The sequence below is a fragment of the Variovorax sp. Root411 genome, assembly GCF_001425205.1.
Classification (GTDB): Bacteria; Pseudomonadota; Gammaproteobacteria; order Burkholderiales; family Burkholderiaceae_C; genus Variovorax.
The window spans coordinates 549440-565826 of record NZ_LMDW01000001.1 but is presented as its reverse complement, the minus strand read 5'-3'; the positions used below and the strand labels follow the sequence as shown (position 1 = coordinate 565826).

General features: G+C 69.5%; 10 protein-coding genes. 5 read left to right on the top strand and 5 right to left on the bottom strand.

What is annotated here, in order from left to right:
• The first annotated feature begins 86 nt into the window (after positions 1-86).
• The 4 genes from ASC92_RS02515 to ASC92_RS02500 all read left to right on the top strand — a co-directional run bounded on the left by ASC92_RS02515 (position 87) and on the right by ASC92_RS02500 (position 10535).
• The gene (locus ASC92_RS02515) at positions 87-305 is read left to right on the top strand and encodes a hypothetical protein (protein ID WP_056509990.1); all 219 of its coding nucleotides are present in this window, start codon (positions 87-89) and stop codon (positions 303-305) included.
• Positions 302-8509, top strand: coding sequence for a GH36-type glycosyl hydrolase domain-containing protein (locus ASC92_RS02510; protein ID WP_056509988.1), 8208 nt, complete (start codon positions 302-304; stop codon positions 8507-8509). Before ASC92_RS02515 ends, ASC92_RS02510 begins: the two co-directional genes overlap by 4 nt.
• Before the next feature lie 42 nt (positions 8510-8551).
• Entirely contained in the window at positions 8552-9100 is a 549-nt protein-coding gene (locus tag ASC92_RS02505; RefSeq protein WP_056509986.1) for a hypothetical protein, read from the top strand.
• Positions 9101-9275: 175 nt separating this feature from the next.
• Entirely contained in the window at positions 9276-10535 is a 1260-nt protein-coding gene (locus ASC92_RS02500) for an MFS transporter (RefSeq protein WP_056509985.1), read from the top strand.
• Between the two features lie 10 nt (positions 10536-10545).
• Here ASC92_RS02500 and ASC92_RS02495 read toward each other — a convergent pair whose 3' ends face one another.
• Positions 10546-11637: an IS630 family transposase gene (locus tag ASC92_RS02495; RefSeq protein ID WP_056509983.1), complete on the bottom strand. Its 1092-nt coding sequence runs from the start codon at positions 11635-11637 to the stop codon at positions 10546-10548.
• 71 nt (positions 11638-11708) lie between these two features.
• Positions 11709-12632, bottom strand: a complete 924-nt coding sequence (locus ASC92_RS02490) for a LysR family transcriptional regulator (protein WP_056509981.1) — start codon at positions 12630-12632, stop codon at positions 11709-11711.
• Positions 12633-12680: 48 nt separating this feature from the next.
• Between ASC92_RS02490 and ASC92_RS02485 the strand changes: the two genes are divergently transcribed.
• The gene (locus ASC92_RS02485) at positions 12681-13205 is read left to right on the top strand and encodes a GNAT family N-acetyltransferase (RefSeq protein WP_056509979.1); all 525 of its coding nucleotides are present in this window, start codon (positions 12681-12683) and stop codon (positions 13203-13205) included.
• 62 nt (positions 13206-13267) lie between these two features.
• Here the strand turns inward: ASC92_RS02485 and ASC92_RS02480 are convergent, their stop codons facing one another.
• From ASC92_RS02480 to ASC92_RS02470, 3 genes are read right to left on the bottom strand one after another with little or no spacing between them, the layout of a single operon-like run.
• Positions 13268-14536 carry an AI-2E family transporter gene (locus ASC92_RS02480; protein WP_056509978.1) on the bottom strand — a complete coding sequence of 423 codons (1269 nt, stop codon included), beginning with the start codon at positions 14534-14536 and terminating at the stop codon, positions 13268-13270.
• Positions 14533-15288, bottom strand: coding sequence for a LytR/AlgR family response regulator transcription factor (locus tag ASC92_RS02475; RefSeq protein ID WP_056509975.1), 756 nt, complete (start codon positions 15286-15288; stop codon positions 14533-14535). Before ASC92_RS02475 ends, ASC92_RS02480 begins: the two co-directional genes overlap by 4 nt.
• Positions 15285-16358, bottom strand: a complete 1074-nt coding sequence (locus tag ASC92_RS02470) for a sensor histidine kinase (RefSeq protein WP_056511796.1) — start codon at positions 16356-16358, stop codon at positions 15285-15287. Before ASC92_RS02470 ends, ASC92_RS02475 begins: the two co-directional genes overlap by 4 nt.
• Positions 16359-16387 lie beyond the last annotated feature (29 nt).

The following is a 16387-nucleotide window of genomic DNA, read 5'->3' as shown; positions in this document are numbered from 1 at the left end:
TAAGGTCATTTAAAGGAGTACGGTCGGGTACGTCACAGTTCTCGCAATCGCGCGGCAGCTCGAAGTCGTTACAGGAGCTCGTTGCAATGTCCGTCCCGCAGACTCTTACCCATTCGCAAGTCGATTTCGTCGGCGATGATTTCGAAGCCCTGGCTTCCCACATGCGCCATTGCGCGCGCGCACATGGGCGATGGTTCTCGGTGCGAAGCCACATGGAACGGGTGCGCGCACTCGCTGCTGGCCGCATCGTCACGATGGCCTGCATGGCCGTGGTCTTCGGCGTCGGCGTCTTCGCGATCGCTTGAGCGCCGCAGCCGTCGTCGACCGCCTCGAAGGGCTCAGCGATTACGCCCGGACCCTTCTGCTGGGTCCGCATGACCCTGTACCACCTCCGATCCGCGCCGAACTCTTCGGCGCCCAGCGCTTCGAGCAGCACGGCCACAGCCTCGCCCGCGCGCAGGTGGTGGAAGACGATCGGCGCCGCGCGCGCGAAGGTGCGCCCTTCTTTCCGCGCGTGGACGAGAACCTCGAGTCGCTGCGCAATGCCTTCGACTACATCGCGCTGATCTCGCAGAGCGGGCGCTATGTGTCTCCGGCGGCCGAATGGCTGCTCGACAACTTCCACCTGGTCGAGGCGCAGCTGCAGCAGATCCACGACGGCGTGCCGCGCAGCTACTACGCGCGCCTGCCCAAGCTCGCCACGCCGCCACTCGCGGGACTGCCGCGCGTCTACGGCATTGCATGGGCCTACGTGGCCCACACCGACAGCGTGCTCAACAAGACGCTGTTCACCGCATTCCTCAACGCTTACCAGGACATCGACGAACTCACGCTCGGCGAGCTCTGGGCGCTGCCCACCACCCTGCGCGTGGTGCTGCTCGAGAACCTGCGCCGCGTGGCGGAGAGCATCGCCGAGAACAAGGTCGCGCGAGAGATCGCACACGCGGCCTGGGACGCGGCGCGGCATCTCTCGGCGCAAGACCTCGACGTGCTGTACCGCGCGCTGCAAAGCCACGGCCTGCAGGACAACTACCTCACGCAACTCTGGCAGCGCCTGCCGGTCGAGCACGGCGAGAGCATGCCCGCGCTGGTGCAGTGGACCGAGCAGCACTGCCCCAACGGCCCGGTGCTGATCAACGACGCGCAAAACGCGCAGGCGGCGGCCAACCTCACGGTGGGCAACATCATCACCACGCTGCGCATGATCGGCCAGGTCGAATGGAGCGACCTGATCGAGCCCGTGAGCCGTTCGCTGCGCGTGCTGCGCGAGCTGCCGAGCTTCGCGAGCGAGAGCGAACTCACGCGCCAGCAGATCACGCACGCGATGGAGCGGGTGGCGCGCGACACCGAACAGCCCGAGCGCGAAGTGGCGCAGGCCGTCGTGCGCCTGGCCGCGGGCGCACCGGCCGACGACGCCGGTGCGGAGACCGACCGCGCCGACGGCACCGCCGGCTATTACCTTTTCGGGCAGGGCCGCCCGGCGCTGATCGCCGCGCTGCAATCCGGCGGACCCGCGGACCGCAATGGCCGCGCCGCGCCGATTCGGCCCGCGCGCAGCCAACGCAGTTGGCGCCTGCCTGCGTACCTGCTGTCCGGCGCCGTGGGCACCGCCTTGCTGCTGGCGGCCGTGGCGCGCGGCCTGCCGCACGGCGGCGACTGGACCAGCGCGGTCGCGCTGGCGCTGCTGGCGTGGCCGCTCTCCGAAGCGCTGGTCGCGCTGGCGCAGCGGATCATGGCGGAGTCGGTACGCGTGCAGGCGCTGCCGCGCCTCGATTTCGCCAACGGCATTCCCGAGCGGCATCGCGCGCTCGTCGTCATTCCGTCCCTGCTGACCTCGGCCGCAAGCAATGCGCAGCTCGCCCACCAGCTCGAACTGCACTGGCTCGCCAACCGCGAAGCGCATGCACAGTTCGCGCTGCTGACCGACTGGGCCGATGCCCGGCAGGCCTCGCTGCCCGAAGACGCACCGCTGCTGGACGACGCCGTGCAGCGCCTTGCCGCGCTCAATGCAAAATACCCCGCGCCCGACGGTGCGGCGCCGCGCTTCCTGCTGCTGCACCGCCCGCGCAGCTGGAGCGACACCGAGGAACGCTGGATGGGCTGGGAGCGCAAGCGCGGCAAGCTCGAAATGCTGATGCGCCTGCTGGCGACCGGCGACGGCAGCGGGTTCCTGCCGCTCGCGCCGGGCCAGCGGCTGGCCGCGGGCCGCACGCCCTACGTGCTGACCCTCGACAGCGACACCGGCCTGCCGCCGGGCGCATTGCGCGACCTGGTGTCGATTGCCGCGCACCCGCTCAACGCGCCCGAGGTCGATGCGCAGGGCCGGCGCGTGATTGCGGGCTTCGGCATCCTTCAGCCGCGCATCGTGACGCCGTTCCCGATGCGCGACGAGCGTTCGTTTTTCCACTGGATGTTCGCCGGCCAGTGCGGGCTCGACCCGTACGGCAGCGGCGCGTCCGACATCTACCAGGATGTGTTCGGCAGCGGCTCCTTCACCGGCAAGGGCCTGCTGAACGTGCGCGCGGTGCACGCCACGCTGAACGACCGCCTTCCCTGCGGCGCGGTGCTGAGCCACGACCTGCTCGAAGGCACGGTCGCGCGCTGCGCCGTGGTGAGCGACGTGGTGCTGATCGAAGACCACCCGCATCACGCCGGCGTGGCCGCCTCGCGCGTGCACCGCTGGGTGCGCGGCGACTGGCAGCTGCTGCCGCTGATGTGGCGCGCCAGGCGCTTCGGCATCGACGCGCTGGGCCTCTGGAAGATGAGCGATAACTTGCGCCGCTCGCTGGTGGTGCCCGCGTCTTTCGCGCTGCTGGTGCTCGTGATCTTCACGCAGGCCATGCCGCTCGAGTGGGCGCTGGCGGCGGTCGCCTCGGCGCTCGTGCTCGGGCCCTTGCTTGGCGCGCTGGCGGGGCTGGTGCCGACACGGCGTGCCATCGAGCTGCGCCACTTCTTCGATGTGGGCGCGGTCGAACTGCTGCGGGCGTTGGCGGGCGCGGCCTGGCAATTCGTGCAGCTCGCGGCACAAACGCGCCTGCTGCTCGATGCGGCGTTTCTTGCGACGTGGCGGCTGCTCGTGAGCCGCAAGCATCTGCTGCAGTGGACCACCGCCGCGCAGGCGCAGGCCCAGTCGAGCCAGCAGCTGCAGCCCTTCCTGCGCGGCGCGGCCGTCAGCAGCCTGCTCTGCCTGGCGCTCGCGGTGGCGGCGCACTGGAGCGCGTACCCGGTCATCGGCCCGCTGCTGTTCGCCGTCTGGGCGCTGGCGCCTGTCGCGGCGTGGTGGAGCAGCCGCGTCGATGCCGAGGTGCCGGACCCGCTGCAACCGGCGCAACGCGCCTACCTCGAGAAACTCGCGCTCGACACCTGGCGCTTCTTCGAGCACGTGGTCGGCCCCGACGACAACCACCTGCCGCCCGACAACCTGCAGCTCGAGCCGCAGCCGACCATCGCCCACCGCACCTCGCCGACCAACATCGGCATCTACCTGCTCGCGGCCTGCTGCGCGCGCGAATTCCGCTGGATCGACACCGCCGCATTGCTCGCACGCCTCGGCGCCACGCTCGACACCGTCGACCGCATGCAGAAGCACCAGGGCCACCTGTTCAATTGGTACGACACGCAGACGCTGAGGCCGCTGCCGCCTGACTACGTGTCCAGCGTGGACAGCGGCAACTTCGCGGGCCACCTCGTGGCCGTGGCGCAGGCCTGCCGCGCTTTCATCGCGGAAGGCTGCCAGGGCCACGAGGCGCCAGCGCTGGAAGCTCTCGCGCAACGCTGCGACGCGCTGCACGCCGGAATGGATTTCAGCGGCCTCTACGACCCGAAGCGCCACCTGTTCCATATCGGCCTGCGCGTCGAGGAGAACGTGCTCGACGCGAGCTACTACGACCTGCTGGCCTCCGAGGCGCGCCTGCTGAGCTTTCTTGCCATCGCCAAGGGCGACGTGCCGCGGCGCCACTGGATGGCCCTGGGCCGGCCGTTCCTGCTGGTGGGTCGCCAGACGAGCCTCAAGTCGTGGTCGGGCTCGATGTTCGAGTACCTGATGCCGGCGCTCGTGATGCCGGAGCCCGAGGACGGCCTGCTGCAGGTGGCCAACACCGCCGCCATCGCCGAGCAGCAGGCCTTCGGCCGCGCGCAGGACCTGCCGTGGGGCGTCTCGGAGTCGGCCTACTTCGCGCAGGACCACTCGCTGGCCTACCAGTACTCGCCCTTCGGCGTGCCGCGCCTCGCGCTGCGCCGCACGCCGCCCGCCGACCGCGTGGTCGCGCCCTATGCGAGCGCAATGGCCGCGGTGCTCGCGCCGGCCGCGGCGGTGGTCAATCTCGAACTGCTCGAATCGCTCGGTGCCCGCGGCGAGTTCGGCTTTCACGACGCGCTGGACTTCACCGCCTCGCGCCAGGCCGAAGGCCAGGACTTCACCGTGGTGCGCAACTTCATGGCGCATCACCAGGGCATGTCGCTGGTCGCGCTGTGCCACGTGCTGTGCGCCGAAGCACCGCGCCGCTGGTTCGGCAGTGCGGCGCTGGTGCAGGCCCACGAGTCGCTGCTGCACGAGCGCACGCCGCGGCAGATCATCGGCAGCGCCGACCCGCGCACGCCACCCGAACCCAGCCAGACCGAACTGGCGCCGCTGTTCCAGCCGCGCGTGGTCGATCCGATGGCGGCCGGCTTCCAGCCCACGCACCTGCTCTCGAACGGGCGCTACACGGTGGCGCTGCGCGCCAACGGCGCGGGCGTGAGCCGCTGGCATTCGTTCAACGTGACCCGCTGGCGCGACGACCCGCTGCGCGACGACCACGGCACCTTCTTCTACCTGCGCGATGAAGATGAAGGCGGGCAGCGCGAGCTCACCTCGCTCACCGCCCTGCCCGCGCCCGGCGCCGACTGGACCTACCGCACCCGCTTCCTCGCGGACCAGGTGCAGTTCGACGCGGCCGGCCCCGGCCTGCAGGTGCGCACCACGGTGCTCATCAGCCCCGAGGACGACACCGAGCTGCGCAACATCGCTCTGCACAACTCCGGCGACGAGACGCGCACGCTCGAACTCATTTCCTACTTCGAGCCGGTGCTGTCGAACCCCAAGGCCGACGAGGCGCATCCGGCCTTCGCCAACCTGTTCGTCGAATCGCGCTGGGAGCCCGCGTGGCGCGCGCTGCTGCTGTCGCGCACGCCCCGCCTGCACGGCGACCCGGTGGTGGCCGCCGCGCACTTCGTCGCCTCGGTCGATGCGCACGTGCTCTCGATCGACTGCATGACCGACCGCCGCGCCTTCATCGGCCGCAATCGCTCGCTGGCGAGCCCCGCGCTCGATGCGCAGCCGCTGAACGTCAACGGCACGCCGGTGAACGGCCTCGACCCCATCGCCTGCCTGCGCGTGCGCCTGTCGATCGCGCCGGGCACCACCGCGCGCCTGAGCTTCGCGACCGCCGCCGACGAAAGCATCGAGGCGCTGATGCCCAGCATCGACCGCTATATGCAGCCGATGCACGTCGAGCGCGCCACGCGCATGGCCGCCACGCTGGCGCAGGTGCGGCTGCGCGACCTGAGCATCGCGCCCGCGCAGAACCTCGCGCTGCAGGACCTGACGACCATCCTCACCTACACCACGCCCCGCGTGATGAAGGACCGCGGGCTCATCGACCTGCGGCAGATCTGGCGCTTCGGCATCTCGGGCGACAAGCCCATCGTGCTGGTCTACATCCATTCGATGAACGGCATGGGGCTGATCAACACTTTGCTGCGCGCGCAGCCGTGGTGGGGCTTCGGCGGCGTGGCCTGCGACCTGGTGGTGCTCAACAGCGAGCCCAACTCCTACCTGATGCCGCTGCAGCGCGAGATCGAGATGCTGCGCACGCGTGTGCAGCAGCAGACGCAGAACAGCTTTCCGCGCAACGACACGGCCGGCTTCTACCTGCTGCGCGACCACGAGGTGGCGCCTTCGGAAAAGGCCGCGTTCTCCACCATCGCGCGCGTGGTGTTCACGGCCGACGGGCGCTCGCTCGAACTGCAGGTGGCGGCGCTGCATGAAGCGCGCAACCCCGCCATTGCCGACGGCAGCAGCGCGCCGGGGCCGCAGCGCACGCCCCTGCTGGCGCACTCCGCCGCGGCGCCGCCGCCGCAGGCCACCCCGATGCCTGCGCCCGCCACCGGCTTCGACGCGCAGAGCGGCGAGTTCCGCTTCGAGGTCGGCCTCGGCAACCGCACGCCGCGCCCCTGGATCAACGTGATCGCGAACGCCAACTTCGGCTTTCAGGTGTCCGAGTGGGGCACCGGCTTCACCTGGGCCGGCAACAGCCGCATGCACCAGGTCACGCCGTGGTCGAATGACCCGGTGCAGGACCCGGCCTTCGAGCACTACCTGCTGCAGGACCTTGCCACGCGCGAGCTGCTGCCGCTCACGCCTGCCGGCCAGGGCGCGAGCGGCCCCAACGGCGTTCGCCACCGCGTGCGGCACGGCCAGGGCTACACGGTCTTCGAATGCATGCAGCGGAACCTGGCGCTGGCGACCACCTTCTTCGCGGACCGCGACGACGCCGCCAAGCTGGTGCACGTGCGCGTGCACAACGAGGGCTCCAGCCAGCGGCGCCTGCGCGCGCTCGGCATGGTCGAGTGGCAGCTCGGCGCCGCGCGCGGCGAACGGCGCACCGTGCACTGCTGGAAGCCGGAAGACCAGCCCGCGGTGTTCGGCCAGCAGCGCGAATCGAGCACCGGCTTCGGCGGCACCACGGCCTTCCTGCTGCTGGCCGGATTGCCGGGTTCCACGCAGTGGACCTGCGACCGCAACGAGTTCTTCGACGGACATGGCATCGTGGAAGTGCCCGACACGCTCGCACGGCGCGCGGGCAGCGGGCTCGATGCCTGCGCGGCCATCGGCGGCGAGTTGGTCGTCGACGCGGGCCAGACCGCCACCTTCACTTTCGTGCTGGGCCATGCCGGCGACGCCGATGCGGCGCTGGCGCTCGCCAGCCGCTGGCGGCAGCGCGACGTGCCCGAGGCGCTGGCCCAGGTGCGAGGCTTCTGGAACGAGCTGCTGGGCCGCCTCACGGTGCGCACGCCCGATCCGCTGTTCGATGCCATGGTCAACCGCTGGCTCGTCTACCAGACGCTGGCCTGCCGGCTCTGGTCGAAGGCCGGCTTCTACCAGGCCGGCGGCGCCTTCGGCTTTCGCGACCAATTGCAGGACGCCATGTCCTTCGCGCTCACCGATCCGGCGCGGCTGCGCGAGCAGATCCTCGTCAATGCCGCGCGCCAGTTCCCCGAGGGCGACGTGCAGCACTGGTGGCACATGCCCGGCGGCGCGGGCGTGCGCACGCATTTCTCCGACGACCTGCTGTGGCTGCCTTTTGCGACGGCGCACTACGTCGAGGTGACGGGGGATTCATCGCTGCTCGACGAGGTGGTCGGCTTCATCGAAGGCCCCGCCATTCCCGAGGGCGCCGAAGACGCCTACTACGCGCCGCAGAACAGCGGGCGCACGGCCACGGTGTTCGACCACGGCGCGCGCGCCATCGACCGCAGCCTGAAGACCGGCGTGCACGGCCTGCCGCTGATGGGCACGGGCGACTGGAACGACGGCATGAACCGCGTCGGCCACGAAGGCCGCGGCGAATCGGTCTGGCTCGCGTGGTTCCTTTGCAGCGTGGTCGAGCACTACGCGCCCATCGCCGAGGCGCGCGGCGAACACGAGCGCGCGGCCCGCTGGACCGAAGCACGGCGCGGCTGGATCGCCGCGCTGCACGGCGCGGGCTGGGACGGCGGCTGGTTCCGCCGCGCCTTCTTCGACAACGGTGCGCCGCTCGGCTCGTCGGCCAACGACGAGTGCCGCATCGACCTGATCGCGCAGGCCTGGTCGGTGCTCTCGGGCGCATCGGACGAGGCCCACACGGGCCCGGCGATGGCCGCCGTCGAGAAGCACCTGCACGACGAGCCGGCCGGCCTGCTGCGCCTGCTTACGCCGCCGTTCGCCAACTCGACCAACAACCCGGGCTACATCCAGGCGTATCCGCCGGGCGTGCGCGAAAACGGCGGGCAGTATTCGCATGCCGCGGTGTGGGCACTGATGGCGCAGGCGCTGCATGGCGACAACGAAGCGGCGTGGCGCAGCTTCGAGGGCCTGAGCCCGGCGCACCGCACGCAGCATCCGCAGCGCGGGCCCGCCTACGAACTGGAGCCCTATGTGATGGCCGGCGACATCTACGGCGCCGCGCCGTACGTCGGCCGCGGCGGCTGGAGCTGGTATACCGGCTCGGCCGCGTGGCTGCACCGCGCCGCCGTCGAAACGCTGCTGGGCCTCGACGTGAAGGGCCGCAAGCTTTCGCTGACGCCGCGCGTGCCCGCGCACTGGCCGGGCTTCGAGATCGCACTTCGCCTCGGCGAGCGCAGCCTCATGCTGCAGTGGGGCACGCCCGAGGCCGCGGCGACGCCCACGCACCATGCGGCGGCCGGCGAGTGGGTCGACTGGCAGGCGTTGCCGGCGGATGCGGTGCTGCGCGTGGCGAATCGGGGTTAAGGTCCGCGGGCCAGATTCACCCGCACGCTCACCCACACCTTCATGACCACCATCCAGTTCCGCCGCAAGCTCATCGTCATCATCCTGCTGTGCGTGGCAGTCGGCGGGGGGCTCGTGCGGCACTATGCGACGCCCGGCACGACCACACGCGACATCGGTACGCTGCTGATGGTGCTGTGGGTGCCGATCATCGGCAACGTCATCGCGTGGCTCATCGGCAAGCGGCCGCGACGGGCGCCGCCGCCCGTGGCCGTGACGCCGCCCAGCTTCGACATGCTGGGCGCCTTCGCGCCGCATGCGCTCGCCGAACTCACCTTCCGCAAGCCGGCCCTGCCCTCGCAGGACATTCCGCTTGCGCCGGGTGAATACCGCTGCGCGCTGGTGATCGACAAGGAGGGCTTCTCGGCGCGCTGGGTGGTGCCTCCGGGCGATGCGCTGGAGCGCGGCAAGCCTGCAGCGCTGGAGCTCGAGTTCCTCTCGCCGGCCATTGCGGGGCCGCGCTTCCCCCAGGGTGCGGTCTTTCGTGTGCTGATCAGCGATTCGTTCATCGCGGACGGCCGGATATTGCAGCTGCGGCGAGCGCTCGCCTAGCCGCGCCGGTCAGCATCCGAACGGCGACAGCCGCCAAAAGGGCCGATTGTTCGCCCTCGGGAAACTGACTACTGCTCCCCGGCCCCTTTGTCGCGCACGCGACCGCTCGCACACTCGAATGCCTCTTCACCAGCATTGGCGTGCTCATTGCCGATGCTTCCAAGGACCGCATTCCATGATGAATTCACCCAGCAGCAACCCCTGCATCGACGAGCTCGCGAGCGCGGCAGCGGCAGCGGAAGCACCTGCACCGGCCTCGGCTTCCCGCTCCGCATGGCTTGCCGTCGGCTCCATCGCCGTCGGCACCTTCGCCATGGTCTCGACCGAGTTCATGCCCATCGGCCTGCTGACCGACATCGCGCGCGGGCTCGACGTGTCCGACGGCACGGCCGGGCTGATGGTCACGATGCCCGGCGTGCTGGCCGCTTTTGCCGGCCCGGCGCTGATCGTCGCCTCGGGCAAGCTCGACCGCCGCACCGTGCTGATCGCGCTCACCACGCTGCTGATCGCCTCGAACCTGCTCGCCGCCTTCGCTCCCAACTTCGCCACCATGCTGGTCGCGCGCCTGCTGCTCGGCCTGTGCGTGGGCGGCTTCTGGACCTTCGCGCCCGCCGCCGCCACGCAGCTGGTGCCGCATGCCTCGCAGGCGCGGGCCATGTCTTACGTGCTCGCCGGCGTGTCGGCCGCCACCGTGCTCGGGGTGCCGGCCGGCTCGTTCCTCGGCACGCTGTTCGGCTGGCGCGCCTCGTTCGCCGTGACCGGTGCGCTCGCCGCGCTCGTGCTGCTGGTGCAGATGTGGCTGCTGCCCGCGATTGCGCCGGTGCGCGCCATCGGCGCGCGCGACCTGCTGACGCCGCTCACGCGCCGCATGGCGCAGGTCGGCCTGCTCGCGGTGCTGTTCTTCATCGCCGGCCACTTCGCGGCCTACACCTACCTGAAGCCGCTGCTGCAGCAGGTGTTCGGCCTGGCGCCCAACTCGGTTTCGACGCTGCTGCTGGTCTACGGAGCGGTGGGCTTCGTCGGCACTTTCGTCGGCGGCAGCCTGGTGGCGCGCAGCGTGCGCGGCACCACCCTGCTGGCGGCGCTGATGCTTGCGACGGCGCTGCTGCTGACGACCGTGATCGGCTCCGGCTTCGTGCCGGGCACGGTGGTGGTCGTGATCTGGGGCGTGGCCTTCGGCCTCATTCCGGTGGCGCTCACCGGCTGGATGATGGAAGCGGTGCCCGACGCACCCGAAGCCGGCCAGGCCCTGCTGGTGAGCGGCTTCCAGGTGGCGATTGCCTCGGGCGCGCTGATCGGCGGCGTGACGGTCGACAGCTTCGGCATCTCCAGCGCGATGGTGCTCAGCGGCGTGCTGGTGCTGATTGCCGCGCTGATCGTCGGCACGCTGGGCCGGGCGCGCGGCGGCGCGGCGCTGGCCGCCATTCCCGAGTAACGGAACCCAGCTAGTGTCCTGTCCCGCTGATACGTGAACAAAGTCGATGCAGCTTCTCAAGGATCGAATCGGCGGTAGCGGTCCACTTGAAGGGCTGGCATTCGGTGTTGTAGGCGGTGACGAAGCGATCAATGCGTTGCACGAGCTGCTTGACACTGGAGAATGAGCCGCGACGGATGGTCTTGTCGGTGATGAGGGCGAAGAAGCGTTCGACCTGATTGAGCCAGGAGCTGTAGGTCGGAATGAAATGCATGTGCCAGCGCGGACGAGTCGCCAACCACGCCTTGATCTTCGGATGGCTGTGGGTGGCGTAGTTGTCGACGATGCAGTGAATGTCCAGCTCAGGCGGCACGGCCTTGTCGATCTCACGCAGGAACGACAGGAACTCCTGATGCCGATGACGCGGCTTGCACGCCGCAAGCACCGCACCGTTGAGCACGTTCAGCGCCGCGAACAGCGTGGTTGTGCCATGGCGCTTGTAGTCGTGGGTGAAGCCCTCGACATAGCCGAAGCCCATGGGCAGCATGGGTTGCGTGCGCTCCAGCGCCTGGCACTGGCTCTTCTCGTCCACGCAGATGACCAGCGCGTTGTCCGGTGGACTCAGATACAGGCCGACCACATCGCGCAGCTTCTCGATGAAGAACGGGTCGTTGGACAGCTTGAAGCTCTCGCTGCGGTGCGGCTGCAGGCCAAAGAGTTGGAAGTAGCGCTGCACACTGGTCTTGGATATGCCTGTCTCGGCGGCCACCGTGCGTACGCTCCAGTGCGTCGAGCCGTTGGCTGGCTTGGTGTGCAGCGTGGTCTTGATCAGGTGCGCCACGCGCTCGTCGTCGATCGTGCGCGGCTTGCCCGGGCGCATGTCGTCGTACAGGCCTGCGATGCGTCGCTCGATGAACCGTGTCCGCCACTTGCCCACCGTCTGCTTGGTCATCTTCAGCCGTGCGGCGATCGCGTTGTTCGGCTCGCCCGCTGCGCTGGCCAATACAAGGCCCGCGCGATTACACAACGCGGCGGGCAACGAGCGGCTACGTGCGAACGACTGCAACTGCGCTCGCTCGTCATCACTCAACACCAACTCTGCCTTCGGCCTGCCTGTTCTCATCGCGGTATCTCCGACTCCAAGATACCGCATCAACATGCAGAATTAATGCCAGTTATTTGCGGGACAGGACACTAGCGGCGGCCGGGCTTTCCGGCCGCCACGATGGCATCGAGCACCGCGCGCAAGGCCTTGCTGACGGGCTTGTCCCGCCGCATCACCACGGCCAGCGTGCGGTGCATGCGGGGATTCAGCCGGCTGGTCTTCAGCTCGGGATGGGCACCGCGGCCCGCCATCGACATGCCGGGCACGATGGCATGGCCCAGCCCCGCGGCCACCATCTCCTTCATCGCCTCGACGCTGCCCAGCTCCATCACGGGCTGCGGCTGCAGGCCCTGTGCAGCGAACCAGCGGTCGACCAGCTTGCGCGTGTTGGCGGCGGGCTCGAACAGCACCAGCGGCAAAGCGCCCAGGTCGCCCGGCGCCACCCTCGCCTTCAGTGGCGAGAAGTCCACCCGGCCGATCGCGACGAACTCGTCGTCGAGCACCGGCAGCACCGCCAGCGACCGTCCCGCCACCGGCAGCGTGACCAGCGCGAGGTCGAGGCTGTTCTCTTCCACCTTGCGCGCCTGGTCTTCCGTGTTGCCGGTGCTCACCACCACGCCGAGTTCCGGAAACCGTTCGCGCAGGCCGCGCAGCACGGCCGGCAGGAAATGCAGGCAAGCCGTCGCGCCCGTGCCCAGCCGCACGCGGCCCGCGATGCCGCTCGCATGGTCGGCCAGCGCATCGATCGCGTTCTCCACCGCGGCGTCGATGTGCGGCATGTGGCGCAGCAGCTCCATGCCCGCGGGCGTGGCCTTCGCACGCTTGCCGACACGCTCCACGAGCCGCACCGCCAGCCGGCGCTCCAGCTGGCGGACCTGCAGGCTCACGGCCGGCTGCGAGAGTCCGAGCCGGTCGGCGGCGGCCGAGAAGCTGCCCGTTTCAATCACCAGCCCGAAGGACCTGAGCTGGTCGAGGTTCAGCGACTTGTCCAAAGTATTTCTCATGCCTTGCATATCTCGGCGAAGCTTCACTTATCGAATGTGGATCGTCAAGATCGGGGCATGCCATTGCAACCCATCGCTTCCGCCACCGTCGAAGTCCTCGACGCCGAACCGCACCACATGGCCGCCGTGCAGGCCATCTACAGCCACTATGTGCTGCACGACCTCTGCTCCTTCGAGGAAGAAGTGCCCACCGTCGAGCTGATGCAGGCGCGCCGTGCCGACGTAGCCGCTCGCGGTCTCCCCTACCTCGTGGCGACGATCGGGGGCGAAGTGGCGGGCTATGCCTACGCCACGGCCTACCGCGCCCGCTCCGCCTACCGCCATACGGTGGAAGACTCGATCTACGTCGCGCACGGCATGCACGGCCACGGCATCGGCAAGGCGCTGCTGCACGAAGTGATCCGCCGCTGCACTGACAGTGGCTTCACGCAAATGGTGGCGGTCGTGGGCAACAGCGCGAACATGGGCTCGCAGCGGCTGCACGAAAAACTGGGCTTCGATCGGGTCGGCCTGCTGCGCGACGTCGGCTTCAAGTTCGGGCAGTGGGTGGACACCGTGCTGATGCAGCGCGCCCTGCGCTGAGCCCCGCGCCGAACGACACGACGGCGCCCGAGAGCGGCTGGCTTGTGCCGCTGTGCGCAGCCCTACTCCCCCAGCAGTTCCCCGACCGGCTGCAGATCCTCGACCCGGTCGCAGATCGACTTGATCACCATCGTGATCGGAATGCCCAGCAGCAGACCCCAGATGCCCCAGAGCCAGCCCCAGAAGATCACGCCGACGAACACCGCCACCGGGTTCATTCGGCTGGTGCGGCTCGTGAGCCAGGGCATGAGCAGGTTGCCGACCAGCGTGTGGATGACCAGCGAGGTGCCAGCCACCAGCAGACCCATCTGCAGCGTGTTGAACTGCAGGAAGGCCACGAGTCCGGCGGCCGAAAGCACGATCACCGAGCCGATGTAGGGAATGAGGTTGGTGACCGCAGCGAGGATGCCCCAGACGGCCGCGTTCTCGAGCCCGATGGCCCAGAACGAGAGGCCGGTGGCGAGGCCGACCAGCGCGCTCGTGAATATCTGCACCAGCAGATAGCGCTCGATGTTGCGCGTGATGTCGTCGAGCACGTGCACGGTGACCTTCTTCTTCTGCAGGCTCGGCCCGGTGATCTTGATCAGCTTGCGCCGGAAGGTGTCGCCCGAGCACAGCGCGAAGTAGGTGAGAAAGGCCACCAGCGTGAGCTGCCCCATGGCGCCGAGCAGCCCGACGGTGCCGCTCAGCAGGTAGTCGCGCACGTTGAAGTTAGGCCGTTCGACGATGACACGCGCCACGCCCTTGCGCGCCGCCACGCGGGCCGAGTTTTCCTCGGCGGCGCGTTCGAGCTGGGCGGCGGCCTGCTGCACGCTTTCGAGCGGCGTGGCGCTGGCGTTCCTGTCCCTGCGCATCGCCTGCCCGAGCTTCTGTGCGGCGACCGGCAGTGCATCGAGCAACTGCGAGGCGCTGCCCGAGAGCGAGTAGCCGGTCCAGCCTACTCCGCCGAACACGCTCACGAGGATCAGCGCCGCGCCGATCCAGCGCGGCAGCTTCCAGCGATACAGGCGCTCGACCAGCGGCGACAGCGCATAGGCCAGCAGCAGGCTCAGCATCAGCGGGATGAACACCGCCTTCGCCCACTGCAGCGTGAAGATCGTGGCCAGCACCGCGAGCAGCACCAGGGAGGCGCTGCGCACGTCGATCGGCATGTCCAGCACCAGGCGTTCGCGCCCGGTCGGCGCGGGCTGCGCGAGCAGTTCCTCCGGCGAAGGTTCGGGCGGGGGGTCGGACGCGGCCTCGGATGCAGGCGCGGCAGCCGGCGGCTCCGCGGGGGCGTCGGCGGGCGCGGGCTTTTCTTCGGAAGCCGTGTTCTTCTGTTCGTCGTTCATCGCGTTTCCTTCAGCACTTCGCGCACCGCGGCGAGCTGGCGGCGCGACACGGCCACAGGTTCGGGAATGGCGTCGAGCCGCAGCGCCCAGCCTTCGGCGTCCTCGCCATCGTCGTACTTTTCCAATGCGCGGATGGCCCAGCGCGCCACCAGCGCATTGCGGTGCACGCGCAGGAAGCGGTTCGGATAGCGCTCCTCGAACTCGTTGAGCGACCCGTCGAGGATGTGGCTGCGCGTCGCGGTGCGCACGGTGAGGTACTTGTATTCGGACTTGAGGTAGAGCACCTCCGACAGCGGCACACGCTCGGCGCGGCCACGGTCCTGAATCAGCACCGTCTCGGGTACCTGGGCCTGGGCCTCGGCCTGCAGTGCGCGGCGCTCCTTCAGGAAGCGCTCTGCCTTCTGCAGCGCCTGCTGCAGGCGCTCGGCGCGCACGGGCTTGGTCAGGTAGTCGACCGCATCGAGATCGAAGGCCGTCACCGCATGGCTCGCATGCGCGGTCACGAACACCACGGCCGGCGCATCGGGCCGGCTGCGCAGCGCGCGCGCCACGTCGATGCCGTCGACGCCGGGCATGTGCACGTCGAGCAGCACCAGGTCGAGCTCCATCGCCGCCAGGTGCTCCAGCGCCTCCGCGCCCTGCGCGGCCTCGGCCACCACATCGGCGGCAGGCGAGGTGCAGTCGCGCAGCAGCGTGCGCATGCGCGAACGCGCCAGGGCTTCGTCGTCGACGATGAGGGTCTTGAGAGTCATGATTCGGCGGGAATGGCGATGCGAACCCGGTAGTTCTTCTGGTCCATGCCGGCGCTGAACTGCATCTGCATGTCGTGCAGCAGCCGCAAGCGGTCGCGCACGTTGGCCAGTGCAATGCCGTGGCCGCGCGGCAGCGGCTCGTCGGCCCAGCGCAGCGGCGGCAGGCTGTTGACCACCTCGATCACCACCATGCCGCCGCGCCGCTCGGTGCGAATACGCAGCTTGGCGCCCTCGGGGCTGGGCTCCACGCCGTGCTTGATGGCGTTCTCGACCAGCGGCTGCAGCAGCAGCGGCGGCAGGCGCGCGTTGCTGGCGGCGGCATCCAGGTCCCAGCGGATGCGCAGGCGATCGCCGAAGCGCACCTGCTCGATGGCGAGATAGCGCTCGGCCAGCGCGATCTCGTCGGCCAGCGTGCCCGATTCGCCCGGGTCGGCCAGCGCCTGGCGGAACAGTTCGGCCAGGTCTTCGAGCATGGTCTCGGCCTTGGCCGGCTCCTCGCGCACCAGCGCGATGGCGCTGTTGAGCGTGTTGAACAGGAAGTGGGGGCGGATGCGCGACTGCAGCTCTTCGAGCCGGGCCGTCGTCGCCGCCGGCGTCTGGCCCCGTGCGCGCAGCACCATCGCGGCCATCACCAGCGCCGCGAACAGGGTGCCGGCCAGCGCGCTGGCCAACCATGGCGCGGTGGAGAGCACGCCCGTAAGGCGCAGCAGGCCGCAGCCATACAGCGCCGACACCGCGCCCAGCACGGCGCCCGCCGTGTACTGCCACTGCTTCGGCAGGCGCTGCAGCGGCTTCTTGAGCCCGCAGGCGCTCACCAGCCACAGCAGCGTGGCAGGCAGGGCCCCGCCCGTGACCGTGGCCGCCTGCACCAGCCATTCGCCGGGCGTGGACGCCACGAACAGGGTCGCAATCGCCACCACCACCTCGACGAACACCACGGTGCGCAGCACCACCCCGATCTGGCAGGCGTCGAAGATGGACGGACTGCCGCGCAGGGGCGCGCGCGTCCTTTCCGGCGATGGCGGGGGCGTGGGTGTTGAGCTGGCCGATAAAATCGCCGGGTTGCGCATCGCAGACATCAGTTACATCGGGTGACCAA

Bases quoted from the DNA above. Each gene is read 5' to 3' on its own strand.
- ASC92_RS02515 (WP_056509990.1), top strand. From the start codon at position 87: ATGTCCGTCCCGCAGACTCTTACCCATTCGCAAGTCGATTTCGTCGGC.
- ASC92_RS02505 (WP_056509986.1), top strand. From the start codon at position 8,552: ATGACCACCATCCAGTTCCGCCGCAAGCTCATCGTCATCATCCTGCTG.
- ASC92_RS02495 (WP_056509983.1), bottom strand. From the start codon at position 11,637: ATGAGAACAGGCAGGCCGAAGGCAGAGTTGGTGTTGAGTGATGACGAG.
- ASC92_RS02485 (WP_056509979.1), top strand. From the start codon at position 12,681: ATGCCATTGCAACCCATCGCTTCCGCCACCGTCGAAGTCCTCGACGCC.
- ASC92_RS02470 (WP_056511796.1), bottom strand. From the start codon at position 16,358: ATGCGCAACCCGGCGATTTTATCGGCCAGCTCAACACCCACGCCCCCG.
- ASC92_RS02490 (WP_056509981.1), bottom strand. From the start codon at position 12,632: ATGCAAGGCATGAGAAATACTTTGGACAAGTCGCTGAACCTCGACCAG.
- ASC92_RS02500 (WP_056509985.1), top strand. From the start codon at position 9,276: ATGATGAATTCACCCAGCAGCAACCCCTGCATCGACGAGCTCGCGAGC.
- ASC92_RS02480 (WP_056509978.1), bottom strand. From the start codon at position 14,536: ATGAACGACGAACAGAAGAACACGGCTTCCGAAGAAAAGCCCGCGCCC.
- ASC92_RS02475 (WP_056509975.1), bottom strand. From the start codon at position 15,288: ATGACTCTCAAGACCCTCATCGTCGACGACGAAGCCCTGGCGCGTTCG.